The following is a 14,752-nucleotide window of genomic DNA, read 5'->3' as shown; positions in this document are numbered from 1 at the left end:
CGCGGCAGGTCTGGTATAGATACAGGGGATTCTACCTGCATTATGGTTGCACCGTGGAGCCATATATCTATCACTGCCATTTTTCACCGCTAATGGAGATTTTTAGTGCTACATGCCATTAACCATAGAAAGACCGAGCATTGCCGGGGCTATCTTGGTCATCGGGCAGAATCGGCCAAACGGTTCAACGCCGAAGATGAAATAACATCTATTGTTTTCGGGCCGCTCGACTTTATGGAAGATCGACAAGTTTGCCGTTTCTGGCAAGCGGTATTTACCCAAATCGGAAAGGGCTGCGTGATTGGGGATCTAGTGTCTGCAAGATCCAGTGTAAGGCTTTGGCCGCGCAGGCCAATCCCGGGAAACATCGGCAAACCCAAGGAGCCGGACGCACATATCGCATTTTCTTCGAAAGACGGCGCTCGGGTCGATATTCTGATCGAGGTCAAATGGCGGCAACGGCTTGTCCGAAAAAAGGTCGAATTTCAACTTCGCCAACAATGGCAGGAATATCTAGAGGACGGTACCAGAACCGACTGCTGGCATTTTTTTATTGCTCCAAACATTGGTGATACCATTTCGGGACAATGCCTGCAAGGGCAAGACATCTGGCCGGCGGGGAGACTGATTGCTTTTACCTGGATGGATCTGCGTAATGTTTTGACCGGCCTTGCCGGCGACTATGATGGGCTTGCGCGATGGGCCGCAGCGACGGACTGCTTCCTAGAAAAAATCGGCGTTTGCCATTTCAGAGGCTTTGCCCACCTTTCCGCAGCGACGCCTGAAACCGGGATCGTTCACCAGCGATTCTACGGCGGCTTGAATCATGGATTCCACGGGTTCACGCGGGCAGCCGAAAGCCTGCCTGTATTGGGCTGTTCTTTTCACTCCTTTTTCGAGGAATAAAGCGATGTCCGAGCAAGGCAAAAAGCTGGCGCAATGCGTGAGGGCGATCTCGGCTTATGGGAAGGAAATCGATGCTTTGAGAGCGGTGCTTAACGGTCTGTTATTGCAGGCAATCGATAATCCTGATATGCCTTATGCCAGGCATGGCGATCCAGTCCCCGCCGCTCGGATGGACGATTCGGAGTGGATATATACGGATGTCGCATTTTCGATACCCTTATGGTACATAAGGCGGGGGCCGCATACTACCGATATGTACCTCGGCTATCAAATCAGCCTTTCCGGTGATGGGATCGGCTTCAGCGGAAATGATGCGCCACTGCTTCATGTTTTCCTATGGGATGAGCCCGCAGATCTCGAAGAAAACTGGATGGGCTATCCGTTAGACGCGAAATCCGAGCCGACCCTCGTTCACAACCGCTTGATCATATGGCCACGAGCGAACCGTACCCAATGGACATTCAGTATTGATCTTCTTTCGCTAGATTCCAGTCAAGCGCTGCTCGATAGCATCGTCACACCTGCAATCGCTCTAGCCTCGCTGGAAGCGGAAGATGGCATCCTACAAATTTTGCCAGATAACCTGCAGGGACTGGTGGTGTATAAAAACGAAGACGGTCTGATCGCCGTCGACGGGGAGAGGGAGTCCGAAGGCATATAGCGCAATACTCGAGCATAAGGCGTCAGGATCGAATACCTTTCCTGGTTCCGAAAGATTGGCGAGGAGTTTGGCTATGCCACTCACTGAACAAGACCTTCTTGAACGCGACGCGCAGCGCAATATTGGCGAGGAGCTGCTGCAAGCCATTCGCGATGTCAAGGCGGAGCGTCATGGCTCAGTCTACACGGCGGAACCGAACGAGGTTGCAGCAACCCGTCTGCGGTGTGACCTGTCTCAGGCTCAGTTCGCGGCTGCACTCCATATCTCGCCACGGACATTGCAACACTGGGAGCAGGGGCGTCGCCGGCCCTCTGGTGCAGCAGAGACGCTATTGAAAATCGTGGCTCGTCACCCGGAAGTGCTACGCGAAGTCATCTGAAAATGTAGCTGCTTGTCGATAATCCGTTGCCCGCAGCGTTGATGACCATGACGTCGGTGCCGGCGCCGGCCGTGACTTTCAGCGGCTGATGGTCGGCGATGATTTTTTCGACCACCCGACCTATCTCCCCAGCCAGTCGTTAAGTTCGGCGCGTCCGCAATCAAACTCGCTCTATCTTGTGATCATCGGATCAGCAGCTTACCCGATGCCTGCGCATCGCGAATCACCCGTTGATTGGCGGTAAAGACCGTAATGCCGTGCACGCTTGCAAAGTCGCCGTCGTCCGTCACAATCTGGCTGATTCCCGCTCTTAACGCTGCGTCCGCCATAAACAGATCGTAACCGTCGAGTCCGACGGCGGGAAACAACGCCAAGGCCGACCGCATGAAATCGTTGTCCATGCTGAGGGGTAGCAGCGTGCTGACGCTCTGTACATCGGCCCAGGTATCGGAAATGAGCGAAACCAGCTTGCGGCGCTGACTTGGGTAGTCGTGGCGGAACGCCTTGGGGCCGATCTCGCGGCCAGCCTGATCGGCGTAAATCTCACGCTCTGCCTTTTCGATGTTGTGGGCAAGTTCGGCGAAGGCGAGTCCGTAGCAATGCAGGGTAGCACCCGCACTGATGGCGGACTTGAGAAACGCCGGATAGTGGCCAAGCTGGTAAGGTTCCGGACCGCCACCCGGAGTTTGTGAGGCCCGCGGGTAGAACAACCAATACCAGGCATTGGTATCGACTAGAAAAACATCGGAATTCTTCGGGGCGTCCGTTCGTAGATCGACAACCCGTGCGCGGACAGTCAGGGACATCAGGCAACGACTGCGTTGTCGCGCACGATGCGGTCAATCGCGTTGCGCTGATCCTCGTTGGCGGTGTAGTAATCCTTAGCGTTCTCAATCACGCGACGCAGGACGCGGGCACCGAAGTCCGAGAGGTGCTCGAATTTCAGGCGGGCGTTGAGGGTCTCCGAGGTCAGATCGGCCAACAGGCGGCCGATACCAGCGTTGAAAAAGGGCGAGGCGAACACCTGTACGCCGTCGAAATCGAGCTCGACCGCCTCGCCCTGGGCCAGCGGGTCGTGAATACGGCCATAGATGGCCTCGCCGTCCGCCAGTGTCATGGCGTTTTCGCCGACCAGGTCTTTAACCTTGATGTACATAGTGTCTCCCCGTCAGAAAAATGGTGCTTGGCTTGGCGCCTCCTCAGACAAAACGTAACGCCGATCGTCACAGGAGAGGCGGATCTGAACCAGGGTGCCCTCAAAAAAGGGATCAAGATTTTCGTATGTTTCGCCCCGCTGGTCAATGTGGGCACGACCGTCGTGACTATAGACCAACATGGTGCCGTTGTTCTTGCGTACTAGTTCCTTGAGCAAATCCAGGCCCACGCCGCGCGGCCCGGCAAGCCGACAGGTGGTTGAATTACCGCGCTGAAAGGCCCACCGCAACGCCTCAGCCGCGGACAACTGGGGTCGGCCGAGAAACAAACGCACATTTGATGGGATACCTATCCCGAAATCCGCCACGGCCAACGTCAGCTGGCGCCGGGTCTTGAAGAACTGGCCGCAGCTGAACACCCCGACACGAGTCGAGCTGTGCTCAAAGGCGTTGGCGAAGATCTCCCACATCTGACCGACGACCGCGTTGGCGAGTCCTGCGCTGACGTTGATCCACCCCCGCCCGAGCCAGTTCCGGCGTAAGTCGTAAGCAATACCGTCCTGATCTTGCGAGCAATACTCGCGGTAGGGAATTGAATTGCCTTGCCAGGGTGCAGTTCCGGCACCCATCGCATGGGCGAAACCGTTCTGCAACAGGTTGACACGCAACGGGTCAGTCATGGTATCGAGTAGAAATCGCGCAACGCCGCCCCGGTGATGGATCACGCGGGACAAGCCACCGAGAAACACCACCGCGTTAGGCTGAAGAAATGCGCAGCCGGAAAAATCGAAACTCACTGCCGCTCCATCCCCAGCCATATCCACTCGACGCCAGATATGCGCCATGGCGCGAAAATCGGCTGGCCCGTCGTTCAGGCGCGGCACCTGGATACAAAGCGCAGTCAAAGTGTTTCGCGGAAGGCGTTGGTGAGGATGGCAGGGACCTAGGCAGACTCAAACGCGCCCCTATGGACTATCAGGGACTATCAGGGACAGACCACGATAATTTGGAGTGGAAGAGGCCAGGATCTAATGCTTTGTTTGTCCTCAGATTCCAGTTTTCGAGCAAGCGAGCAAGCGAGCAAGAGGCAGTCTGTGCTCGAACCACATCAATCACCAACGATGCAGTTCATTCGTCGCTGTGTCCCGCGGACTCCCCTCAGGCCGCCAGTTCGATGCGAATATGCCGCCCCAACGCCTTGGCGGCCTTCTCCAGCGTCAGCAGGGTTACGGAGGTGTTGTCCGGGTCCAATAGGCGATTCAGGGCACTGCGGCTAGTGCCCATGCGCCGCGCCAGGTCGGCCTTGGTCAACTGCTGTCGCGCCATTTCCTGCTCCAATCGGAAGGCAATGACGCGCTTGATGGCGATGGCCTCGGACTGCGCAAGCAATTGTCCCTCCTCAAGAAAGGAATCGAGGCTGCTACCCATGTGCTCGTTCATTTCTTCAGGTCCGCACCGATGGCACCCTTGTCGCTTCTGGATAGGTTCTTGAGCCAGTCGCGCACGGGTTCGGTGCCAGACTCGGTCCGGAAAAAGACGACATCAAGGATCGGCTCAGCTCAGGGGGCATGGCTGCTAGCGTACCATTTTTGGTGCGGCAGGTAACTCGCCGGCACAAGGGGCCAGGGTCGGCTACTTTGCCTGGTTCCAGTAAGTAGCTCGGATTAGGCATGGATACCGAACCTTCTTGCGGTAATCCGCGACGTCAGACGCACCGTAACCCGACATCCGGGACATGAATCGTCGGATTACGCTTCGCTAACCTGACCGGCGGATTAACAAACTGGCAGAAACAGCTTCAAGGGTGTATCGAGAAAGGCAACCGCGCCATACCGCACATAAAACCCGGCCGCCTGGGCATCAAGTGCGTCAACGAACAGCCCTACCGCACCGGCATGTTCGCGAATCGCTCGCACCCGCTGCATCGCATCCATCAGCAACAATTCGCCGAGTCTCTTGCCTTGATGGTGGCGAGCAACGGCCAAGCGGCCGAGACGGACGCCCGGGATGATGCGGGGCAGCCGTTTGGCATAGGCATCCGGTAGGGCGCGGGTATCCACCTCGGTGAGCGTCAAGGCGTAGTAGGCCAGAATATCCGCGGGCGCGACGTCCGGCACCGCCACAAAGGTCTTGGATAAACCCTTGTGCTGATGCTGGCTGGCGATTCTCGCCAGCCAGTCGTTGAGTTCGGCGCGTCCGCAGTCGAAGCCCTGACGGTTATGGTTGCCAGTTAAAGCCTGAATCAGCATCGCGTCGCAATTCTTGATAACGCGCTTGGGCCGTGGCGAGTGCGGCGTTCGGTGGCGGTGGATGCTCCAAGAGGTCCAGCAAGCGCTCAGCGTCGCGCCGGGAAAGCTTCAGGGTTTGCTCGCGCTCGATGACGGTCTGCGCCTCTTTGAGTGCAGCCTGTACCAGAAACTGGTTGAGCGTCGCCCCGGAGAGTTCCGCGGCACGGTGCAGCGTCTCGAAAACCTCGGGCGGTACCCGCGCACCGATACGTTCGAGCTGTCTTGGACTGCTGGATACCATGGAAACCTCCCCGAATGGATTCGCTCTAAGATAGCATCGGCGCCAGAATGGCGCCAACTTTCGCCAATCCTCTGCCTTCCCGATGGGTCTTGACCGCCGCGGGGGCGGTGCCTAACCTACCGCCATGACTTGCGTTCGGACGGTCGAACTCCGAGCTCGCCATGCTCGATTCAGCCACCGCGTCGACACCTCGGGGCGCGGTCGGCATTCCTAATCCCCAGAGGCTCGCTGCCATGCGTCGATTGATACTGATCGGGTTCGCAATACTCCTTGCCGGCTGCTCCGACACCAAGCCCGGGGTCGCGCTCGGTACCCTGGAGCGCGACCGCGTCGCGCTCACCGCGACCGTCGCCGAGGTGATCGTCGCGCTGCCGGTGGCGGAGGGCACCCGGGTCACCGAGGGCACCGTGCTGGTGCGGCTCGACGACCAACAGCAGCGCGCCGCGCTCGACCGTGCCAAGGCCCAGGTCGCGCAGGGTGAGGCCAAGCTGCTGCGGCTGCGCAACGGCCCGCGCGCCCAGGACATCGCCGCCGCGCGCGCCACAGTGGCCGGCCGCGCGGCGGACCTGCGCGAGGCGCAGATCACCTATGACCGCAATCACGCCCTGATTGAGCGCAAGGCCGTGAGCCAGGCCGATGTCGATCGCTACCTGGCGCTCCGCGACGCCGCCGCCGCACGGCTCGACGAGGCCAAGGATAAACTCGACGAACTGCTGGCGGGCACCCGCCCCGAGGAGATCGCGAGCGCCCAGGCGGAGCTGGAGGCCGCGCAGGCGCAGTCCGCCTATGAGCAGGCGCTGTTGGCGGACCTGACCGTGGTCGCCACCCGCGACGGCTTGCTCGACAACCTGCCCTGGAACCTGGGCGAGCGCGTCGCGGTCGGCAGCCCGCTCGCCATCGTGCTGGCCGGCAAGGCCCCCTATGCGCGGATCTATGTACCAGAGCCCTATCGGGTCAAGATCACCAAGGGTACCCGGCTCAAGGTCCATGTGGATGGGCTCGACCGGGTCTTCGACGGCACCGTGCGTTGGATCAGCTCGGACCCGGCCTTCACCCCCTACTATGCCCTGAACGCGAGCGACCGCGCCCGCCTGATGTATCTGGCCCAGGTGGAGCTGCCCGACGATGCGGCCGGCCTGCCCAATGGGGTCCCGGCCCAGGTGGAGATGCCGTGACCGAGCCGGTGATCGAGGTACGCGGGCTGACCCGCCGGTTCGGCAACCTGACTGCGGTCGCCGACTTGGACCTGACCGTCGAGCCCCGGACCATCTACGGCTTTCTCGGCCCCAACGGCTCGGGCAAGACGACGACGGTGCGGATGCTGACCGGGCTGCTGACCCCCACCGCGGGCGAGGTGCGGGTGCTGGGCCATGAGCTCCCACGCGATGCCGAGCGGCTCAAACGCCGCATCGGCTACATGACCCAGAAGTTCTCGCTCTATGATGACCTGACGGTGGTTGAGAACCTGCGCTTCGTTGGCGCGATCTATGGGCTGGGACGGCGCGCCGCCCGGCAACGTATCGAGGTCCTGCTCGCGACCTATGCCCTGGGTCCGCTGCGCGATCGCCGCGCCGGGCAGATGAGCGGCGGGCAGCGCCAGCGCCTCGCCCTGGCCGCGGCGACCATCCACGAGCCGCCGCTGCTCTTCCTCGACGAGCCGACCTCGGCGGTCGACCCCCAGAGTCGCCGCGACTTCTGGGAGCGGCTCTTCGACCTGGTGGACGCCGGCGCGACGATCCTGGTCTCGACCCACTACATGGACGAGGCCGAGCGCTGCCATCGGCTCGCGATCCTGAAGGACGGCCACAAGCGGGCCGACGGCGCACCGGCCGAGCTCATGGCGGCGATGGGCGCGCGCGTGGTCGAGGTCGAGGGGGCCGACCTCCGGGCCTTGAAGCCGCAGCTCGCCGCGCTGCCGGAGGTGGTCTCGGCGGCCCAGCTCGGCAGCCGGCTGCGCGTGCTGGTGCACGATCGCATCCCCGATCCGGTGGCCTGGCTGCGCGACCAGACCCTGGACCCCCTGCCGACCCACCTGGAGTTGGTCCACCCGAGCCTGGAGGATGTTTTCGTGACCAGTACCGGGGAGGAGCGCCCATGAACGGCCTGCTGCTCTCGCTTCGCCGCATCCTCGTGATCCTGACCAAGGAGCTGATCCAACTGCGGCGCGACCGCACCACCCTGGGCATGGTGGTCATGATCCCGCTGATCCAGCTCGTGCTGTTTGGCTATGCGATCAACACCAATGTGCGCGACATCCCGGTCGCCTTGGTGGACCAGTCCAATACCACCTTGAGCCGCGTGCTGGCGCAGACGGTCGAGGCGACGCAGGTGGTGCGCTTCACCGAGCGCTATGCCGAGATCCCGCAGGCCCAGGAGGCGATCGTCGCCGGGCGGGTGCGGGCCGCGATGATCATCCCAGCCGATGTGAGCCAACGGCTTGCGCGCAGCGCAGCCGTCAGCCCCCGACTGGAGACCCCGCCGGCGACCGACGGGCCGACCAGTCGCCCGGTCGCGCAATGGCTCGTCGATGGCTCGGATACCATGATCGCCGCGGCCATCAAGGGCCTGCGCTCCATGCCGCTCGCGGAACTGCTGCGCAAGCCCGCCAACCGCATGACCCCGACCTTCGAGGTGGCGCTGTTCTTCAACCCGGAGCAACGCACGGCGATCAACATCGTCCCGGGGCTCGTCGCTGTTATCCTTACAATGACAATGGTTATGTTCACCTCGGCGGCGATCGTGCGCGAGAGCGAGCGCGGCAACATGGAGATGCTGATCAACACCCCGGTGCACCCGCTCGAGCTGATGCTGGGCAAGATCGTGCCCTACATCGGCATCGGTATCGTGCAGACCACCATCATCCTGGTGCTGGGCCATCTGATCTTCGGCGTGCCGCTGGACGGCTCGCTTGGTGCGCTCGCGGCCACCACACTCGCCTTCATCGGCGCCAGCCTCGCACTCGGCTTGGTCCTGTCGACGATCGCGACCAGCCAGCTGCAGGCAATGCAGATGACCGTGTTCATCCTGCTGCCCTCGATCCTGCTCTCCGGCTTCATGTTCCCCTACGAGGGCATGCCGGTGCCGGCGCAATACATCGCCGAGGTCCTGCCGGCGACCCACTTCATGCGGACGGTCCGCGCCGTGGTGCTGCGCGGCGCCGGCCTGCACGAGGTCGCCTTCGACACCCTCTGGCTGGTCGGCTTCATGCTGGTCGGGCTGCTCGTCGCCTCGTTGCGCTTCAAGAAACGGCTGGACTGAGCGGCGACCCAGGTCGACGGAGCAAACAACGGGCAAAGGGCAGCAGACTCGCTACAATCAGAGTGGGGAGCCACGAGGCAAATTCTGCGACAAGTCCCGGCCCCAAGAGTCTGGCCCCGACCAGCTTTTGGAACCCGAAAATTTCGTAAGGCTATCATGACTGATCGTATCGTTTTGCATCGTTGCATGCCGAGCATCAGGTCTGCAACGACAATGTCATTCTTCGTTGCAGTCCTTTTCCACCTGTTGTTTTTCAATCCCCCGGTCGCCGCCGCACAGTCGACCTCTGGTCCGTCTGTATCCGTCCCCCAAAGCGCTGACACATCACTCGCCAGGATCACGGTAGCAGGATCAATCACAGAGATCGGCTTACCCATTTACGCCCATCTCCGCGATGCGCGTGATCAAGAGTATGTCTTGACGATCGCAAGTCCCGGGGAACTGGAGGGCCTCGGGCAACCGTACCAGGTTCTGGACACCGTGACCGCTGGCGCCACCTATGTCATTGCCCTCGAACGACGCCAAGGGGCGCGGGCGGCAGCGGCATCGAGGTTTCAATTGCTGATGGATGACGGGCATCAGATCCTGCTGCGTGATGTGGCCGGTATACGGAAACTGCTGGCCGAAATGGGTTTCGCGATCGTGCTGCTTCCTTCCATGCCGCTCGTCCTGGCGCCACCAAGACTCCCGGATAGCCGCCTGCTTGAGCCCAGTGCGGCGCCCCGTATGGCGTCCAGTACGGCACCCCCAGCCTATGACCCAAGGGTAGCGGCCTTGATCGCCCAGATCAGCCAGGATGTGCTCTACGAAGACATTCGCAAGTTGTCCGGCAAGGCACCCATGACCGTTGGTGGAACCCCATACACCATCACCACCCGCTATTCCGGGAGCGCCGATCTGGAGAAGGCCAACCAATACGTTTATGAACAGCTGCAGTCGCCGAACGTGTCAGTCGCCTACCAGGATTGGCAAGCAGGTTCCGAGAGCGGCAAAAACATCATCGCCGCTCTTCCCGGCAAGGTAAAACCTGAGGAAATCGTTCTCGTGACTGCTCACCTCGATGATATGCCGAATACCCTCCCTGCACCGGGTGCGGATGACAATGCATCTGGTGTTTCCGCACTGCTGGCTTTCGCGCGGGTCGCGAGTGATCGATCATTTGATCGCACCCTGCGCTTCGCTGTTTTCGGTGGCGAGGAGGCTGGCATTCTTGGCAGCGACGCTTATGCCAGATCCGTCGTGGGTCAGAAGATTATCGCGGTGTATAACATGGATATGATCGCATGGGATTCCGACAATGACCCCTCCCTGGCATTACATATACGCCCAGTCGGTAATCCCGGTTATGATGGCGATAAAGCCATTGCCGACGTCTTCTCAGGCGTCGTGAGCTCCTATGGTTTCAGCGGCCTGCTGCGCCCGATTGTTCTCGCCGACGGCTTGATCTACTCAGACCATAGCTCATTCTGGACACAGGGCTTTGCTGCATTGCTGGCGATCGAGGATGATAATAATGACTTCAATCGCTATTATCACACGGCAAACGACACGCCAGAGATAGTCAACAAGACCTATCTGACCAACTACGCGCGCGCCTGCGCCGCCACGGTCGCGCATCTTGCGCTCATCAGCAACAGCAGCTACACCATCAACACGTCCGCCGTCCCCGCTACTGGCGGCTCTGTGACCTGCACGCCGAACCCGGTCCCTCAAGGCAGCAGCAGCACCTGCACTGCCAAGGCAAGCAACCTCTATCGCTTTGGCAGTTGGAGCCGAGACTGCACCCATGCGACCACGGCCACCTGCACCCTTGCTACTGTGTTGGCGGACAAAACGGTTATCGCGAACTTCGTCGACCTGAGTAGCGCCTTGCCCGGTCGAGGCGGCTGGCGGGCGATTCTGGGGCGCTGAGCTTGCTGATACGGCGCTGGCGCGGATTGAGAAGCCTGTGCACCGGTTGGGACATGAGGAACCAGGGTCAATCCGGTTCCTCGGTACCGACGCGTACGACTGGAATGACGGCGAGCCCCTAGCCAGAAGGATGGCATGACGGCATCCCAGGCGAATCTGCCAACCATCAGAGGGGACGCTCTCGATCATGGTGGGCGGTGAGGCGGAGGTATTCGCCCGGGTCCGGCCGCTGTTCGAGGTGCTGGGGCGCAACATCGTCCATGTGGGCGGGAGCGGGGCCGGCCAGATCTGCAAGTCGTGCAATCAGATCGTGGTCGGGGCGACCATCGCGGGGGTGGCGGAGGCGATCCTGCTGGCCCGCGCCGCCGGGGTAGACCCGGCGCGCGTGCGCGAAGCGCTGCTCGGCGGCTTTGCCGGGAGCCGCATTCTCGAGGTACACGGCCAGCGGATGATCGATGACGACTTCGCCCCCGGCTTCAAGGCGCGGCTGCACCAGAAGGATATGCGGATCGTCGGGAAGGTCGCGCATGACCTGGGGCTCGGTCTGCCCGGGGCCGCGGCCTGCACCCAATACCTTAACGCGCTGGTTGGGCGGGGGCAGGGGGAGCTGAACTCGGCGGCGATCTATAAGGTCTTGGAAGCAATGAACTCGGGGCCAGGTGCGGGTGCCGGTTAATTCGACGTTCTGCTGCTTGCGCAAGCGCGCGGGAGAGGTTCAGCGGCCGGGATAATGACCGGGGTCAGCGGATCTCGGTCCCCAGCGCGCCGCTTGCTGCCATGCTCGAGCGGACCCGCCGCGGCGCGCTCCCCGCGCACGGACACGCCACCCTCAAGCCGGCCCAGGTGGCGGAACAAACAACGGGCAAAGGGCAGCGGACTCGCTACAATCAGAGTGTTGCCCGGATCGAGGCACGTCCTGCGACCAGTCCCGGCCCCAAGAGTCTGGTCCTGACCAGCGTTCGGAACCCGAAAATTTCGTGAGGCTATCATGACTGATCGTATCGTTTCGCATCCTTGCGTGCCGAGCATCCGCTCAGCGGCGGCACTCTCATTCTTCGTTGCAGCACTTTTCAATCTGTTGTTGTTATGTCCCCCGGTCGCCGCCGCACAGTCGAACGCCGGCCCGGCGGCGGCCGTACCCCAAAGCGCAGGCACATCGCTCGCCAGGATCGCGGTCGCAGGACCAATCACAGCGATCGGTTTGCCCATTTATGCCCATCTGCGCGATGCGCTTGAGCAAGGGTATGTCTTGACGATTGCAAGTCCCGGGGAGTTGGAGGGCGTGCGGCAACCATATCAGGTGCTGGACACCGTGACCGTCGGCGCCACCTATATCATTGCCCGCGAGCGCCGCCGGGGGGCGCGGGCGGCGGCGGCATCAAGGTTTGAATTGCTGATGGATGACGGGCTTCAGATCCTGCTACGTGATGCCGCCGGTGTCCGGGAGCTGCTGGCCGAAATGGGTTTCGCGATTGCGCTGCTTCCTTCCAGGCCGCTGGTCTTGGAGCCACGCAGCATCCCGGATAGTGGCCCGCTCGCGCCCGGTGCGTTGCCCCGTCGGTCAGCCAGTGCGGCGGCGGCGCCCTACGCCGACCCACGGGTAGCCGCATTGATCGCCCAGATCAAGCAGGAGGTACTCTACGACGACATTCTCAAGTTGTCGGGCAAGGCACCTATGACCATTGGTGGAAGCCCTTACACCATCACCACCCGCTATACCGGAACCACCGATCTGGAGAAGGCAAACCAATACATTTACGAACAGCTGACTTTGCCGAATATGGCAGTGGTCTACCAGGATTGGCAATCGGCGTTGGAGAGCGGCAGGAACATCATTGCTACCCTTCAAGGCAAGGCAAGACCTAATGAAATTGTGCTCGTGACTGCTCACCTAGATGATGTGCCGAAGACAGCCCCTGCACCGGGTGCGGATGACAATGCGTCCGGTGTGTCAGCACTGCTTTCTATAGCGCGGGCCGCGAGTCAGCGATCATTCGATCGCACCCTGCGCTTTGCTGTTTTCGGTGGTGAGGAGGGGGGCCAACATGGCAGCGACGCTTACGCCCAATCCGTAGCGACTGAGACGATTTCTGCAGTCTATAACATGGATATGGTCGCATGGGATTCCGACAATGACCCGGTCCTGAATTTGCATACACGTCCCGTCGATGACCCCGGTTTTGCCGGCGATAAAGCCATTGCCGACGTCTTCGTAGGTGTCGCGCAATCCTATGGTTTGAGCGGACTGCTGAAGCCAGTGGTGATCGCGGACGGCTCGAAGGCCTCAGACCATATCTCATTCTGGAGCAGGGGCTTCGCTGCATTGTTTGCGATCGAGGATGATAAGACCGACTGGAATCCCAATTATCACAGTGCGACCGACACACCAGACTCACTCAACAAGACCTATATGACCAACTACGCGCGCGCCTCTGCCGCGACGGTCGCGCATCTTGCCTACATCAGCAACACCAGCTACACCATCAATACCTCCGCCGTCCCCGCCGCCGCTGGCTCTGTGACCTGCACGCCGAATCCGGTGCCTCAAGGCAGCAGCAGCACCTGCACCGCCAAGGCCGGTAATCTCTATCGCTTTGGCAGTTGGGGCCGAGACTGCGCCCATGCGACCACGGCCACCTGCACCCTTGATACGGTGTTGGCGGACAAGACGGTGATCGCGAACTTCGTCGACCTGAGTGGCGCCTTGCCCGGTCGAGGCGGCTGGCGGGCGATTCTGGGGCGCTGAGCTTGCTCATGCGGGGCTGGCTCGGATCGAGAAGCCGGCGCGCACGTTGGGTCAAGACCCGAGCGGACGGAACCAGGGTCAATGCAGTTCCTCGTTACCGCCCCGCGTATGACTGGAATGACGGCGATCCCCTAGCCAGAAGGATGGACTGACGGCATCCTAGGCGAAGCTGCCAACCATCGCCGGAGACTCTCCATGCCTGATGCCCTGCCTGATCGCGTCGGTTTTATCGGACTCGGGATCATGGGCCGCCCCATGGCCCTCAACCTGAAGCACGCCGGGTATGAACTGGCCGTCCATGCCCGCCGCCCGGAGTCAATGGCGCCGCTGGCGGCGGTCGGGGCCAGTACCTGGGCGAGCCCGACCGACGTTGCCAGGCACGCGGACGTGATCTTCACCATGGTGTCGGATACCGCGGACGTGGAGCAGGTGATCCTGGGGCCGGGCGGGGTGCTGGAGGGCGCCGCGCCGGGCACCGTCGTGGTGGACATGAGCAGTATCTCGGCCTCAGCCAGCCGGGTGATCGCCGCACGCCTGGCGGAGCGCGGGCTCGCCATGCTGGATGCACCGGTTTCGGGCGGGGAGATCGGGGCAATCGAGGGGACGCTCTCGATCATGGTGGGCGGTGAGGCGGCGGTGTTTGCCCGGGTCCGACCGCTCTTTGAGGTGCTGGGGCGCAACATCGTCCATGTCGGCGGGAGCGGGGCCGGCCAGGTCTGTAAGTCGTGCAATCAGATCGTGGTGGGGGCGACCATCGCGGGGGTGGCGGAGGCGATCCTGCTGGCCCGTGCCGCTGGGGTGGACCCGGCGCGGGTGCGCGAGGCGCTGCTCGGCGGCTTTGCCGGGAGCCGCATCCTGGAGGTCCACGGCCAGCGGATGATCGATGACCAGTTCGCCCCTGGCTTCAAGGCGCGGCTGCACCAGAAGGATATGCGGATCGTCGGGGAGGTCGCGCACGACCTGGGGCTCGGTTTGCCCGGGGCCGCGGCCTGTGCCCAATACCTCAACGCGCTGGTCGCACGGGGGCTGGGGGAACTGGACTCGGCGGCGATCTACAAGGTGTTAGAGTCAATGAATTCGGGTCACACCGCTGGCGACGACTAATACGAAGCGCTGACGATGGGTTTCGCTGCGCTCAACCCATCCTACGGGAATACTTTCAGAGTCGCTGAGTACCTTTAACGATATGAATAATCGCCCCGCGGGCG

At 61.6% G+C, this 14,752-nt stretch carries 17 protein-coding genes; 10 read left to right on the top strand and 7 right to left on the bottom strand.

The genetic code is table 11. The annotated features are described in order from the left end of the window. Positions 1 to 105 precede the first annotated feature (105 nt). The 3 genes from QZY44_RS25320 to QZY44_RS25310 all read left to right on the top strand — a co-directional run bounded on the left by QZY44_RS25320 (position 106) and on the right by QZY44_RS25310 (position 1,946). Positions 106 to 906 carry a hypothetical protein gene (locus QZY44_RS25320; RefSeq protein ID WP_295454695.1) on the top strand — a complete coding sequence of 267 codons (801 nt, stop codon included), beginning with the start codon at positions 106 to 108 and terminating at the stop codon, positions 904 to 906. A 4-nt stretch (positions 907 to 910) separates the two neighbouring features. Further along, the gene (locus tag QZY44_RS25315) at positions 911 to 1,567 is read left to right on the top strand and encodes a hypothetical protein (protein ID WP_295454692.1); all 657 of its coding nucleotides are present in this window, start codon (positions 911 to 913) and stop codon (positions 1,565 to 1,567) included. Positions 1,568 to 1,640: 73 nt separating this feature from the next. Next, positions 1,641 to 1,946: a helix-turn-helix domain-containing protein gene (locus tag QZY44_RS25310; RefSeq protein ID WP_295454682.1), complete on the top strand. Its 306-nt coding sequence runs from the start codon at positions 1,641 to 1,643 to the stop codon at positions 1,944 to 1,946. Here the strand turns inward: QZY44_RS25310 and QZY44_RS25305 are convergent. From QZY44_RS25305 to QZY44_RS25275, 7 genes are all read right to left on the bottom strand, one after another. After that, on the bottom strand, positions 1,939 to 2,061 hold the full coding sequence (locus QZY44_RS25305) for a hypothetical protein (RefSeq protein WP_295454680.1): 123 nt from the start codon (positions 2,059 to 2,061) through the stop codon (positions 1,939 to 1,941). The two genes, QZY44_RS25310 and QZY44_RS25305, sit on opposite strands and share 8 nt — an antisense overlap. 67 nt (positions 2,062 to 2,128) lie before the next feature. Further along, positions 2,129 to 2,752: a PIN domain-containing protein gene (locus QZY44_RS25300; protein WP_295454678.1), complete on the bottom strand. Its 624-nt coding sequence runs from the start codon at positions 2,750 to 2,752 to the stop codon at positions 2,129 to 2,131. Continuing rightward, on the bottom strand, positions 2,752 to 3,102 hold the full coding sequence (locus QZY44_RS25295) for an STAS-like domain-containing protein (RefSeq protein ID WP_295454676.1): 351 nt from the start codon (positions 3,100 to 3,102) through the stop codon (positions 2,752 to 2,754). The genes QZY44_RS25300 and QZY44_RS25295 overlap by 1 nt, the downstream gene beginning before the upstream one ends. Positions 3,103 to 3,114: 12 nt before the next feature. Next, positions 3,115 to 3,945: an ATP-binding protein gene (locus tag QZY44_RS25290; protein WP_295454673.1), complete on the bottom strand. Its 831-nt coding sequence runs from the start codon at positions 3,943 to 3,945 to the stop codon at positions 3,115 to 3,117. 313 nt (positions 3,946 to 4,258) lie between these two features. Continuing rightward, on the bottom strand, positions 4,259 to 4,540 hold the full coding sequence (locus QZY44_RS25285) for a helix-turn-helix transcriptional regulator (RefSeq protein WP_295454671.1): 282 nt from the start codon (positions 4,538 to 4,540) through the stop codon (positions 4,259 to 4,261). A 335-nt stretch (positions 4,541 to 4,875) separates the two neighbouring features. Next, complete coding sequence (locus tag QZY44_RS25280; RefSeq protein WP_295454670.1) at positions 4,876 to 5,349, bottom strand: GNAT family N-acetyltransferase; 474 nt, start codon at positions 5,347 to 5,349, stop codon at positions 4,876 to 4,878. Beyond that, positions 5,318 to 5,629 (bottom strand): DUF1778 domain-containing protein, encoded by a 312-nt coding sequence (locus QZY44_RS25275; protein WP_295454668.1) that lies wholly within the window; start codon positions 5,627 to 5,629, stop codon positions 5,318 to 5,320. Before QZY44_RS25275 ends, QZY44_RS25280 begins: the two co-directional genes overlap by 32 nt. A 233-nt stretch (positions 5,630 to 5,862) precedes the next feature. Here QZY44_RS25275 and QZY44_RS25270 point away from each other — a divergent pair, with 233 nt between their 5' ends. From QZY44_RS25270 to QZY44_RS25240, 7 genes are all read left to right on the top strand, one after another. Further along, entirely contained in the window at positions 5,863 to 6,804 is a 942-nt protein-coding gene (locus QZY44_RS25270; protein ID WP_295454665.1) for an HlyD family efflux transporter periplasmic adaptor subunit, read from the top strand. Next, the gene (locus QZY44_RS25265; protein ID WP_295454662.1) at positions 6,801 to 7,727 is read left to right on the top strand and encodes an ABC transporter ATP-binding protein; all 927 of its coding nucleotides are present in this window, start codon (positions 6,801 to 6,803) and stop codon (positions 7,725 to 7,727) included. The genes QZY44_RS25270 and QZY44_RS25265 overlap by 4 nt, the downstream gene beginning before the upstream one ends. Continuing rightward, entirely contained in the window at positions 7,724 to 8,887 is a 1,164-nt protein-coding gene (locus QZY44_RS25260; protein ID WP_295454660.1) for an ABC transporter permease, read from the top strand. The genes QZY44_RS25265 and QZY44_RS25260 overlap by 4 nt, the downstream gene beginning before the upstream one ends. A gap of 156 nt (positions 8,888 to 9,043) precedes the next feature. Then, entirely contained in the window at positions 9,044 to 10,798 is a 1,755-nt protein-coding gene (locus QZY44_RS25255) for a M28 family peptidase (protein ID WP_295454658.1), read from the top strand. A gap of 154 nt (positions 10,799 to 10,952) precedes the next feature. After that, positions 10,953 to 11,474: an NAD-binding protein gene (locus QZY44_RS25250; protein WP_365305240.1), complete on the top strand. Its 522-nt coding sequence runs from the start codon at positions 10,953 to 10,955 to the stop codon at positions 11,472 to 11,474. 312 nt (positions 11,475 to 11,786) lie between these two features. Beyond that, positions 11,787 to 13,544 (top strand): M20/M25/M40 family metallo-hydrolase, encoded by a 1,758-nt coding sequence (locus QZY44_RS25245; RefSeq protein ID WP_295454656.1) that lies wholly within the window; start codon positions 11,787 to 11,789, stop codon positions 13,542 to 13,544. A 207-nt stretch (positions 13,545 to 13,751) separates the two neighbouring features. Continuing rightward, a complete protein-coding gene (locus tag QZY44_RS25240) occupies positions 13,752 to 14,648 on the top strand; it encodes a 2-hydroxy-3-oxopropionate reductase (RefSeq protein WP_295454736.1) in 897 nt (298 codons plus the stop codon). Positions 14,649 to 14,752 lie beyond the last annotated feature (104 nt).

This window comes from uncultured Thiodictyon sp., assembly GCA_903837595.1.
In the GTDB taxonomy this organism is placed as follows: Bacteria; Pseudomonadota; Gammaproteobacteria; order Chromatiales; family Chromatiaceae; genus Thiodictyon.
Note: the sequence above shows the minus strand (reverse complement) of the source record. Positions and strands in the feature narration are given on the sequence as shown.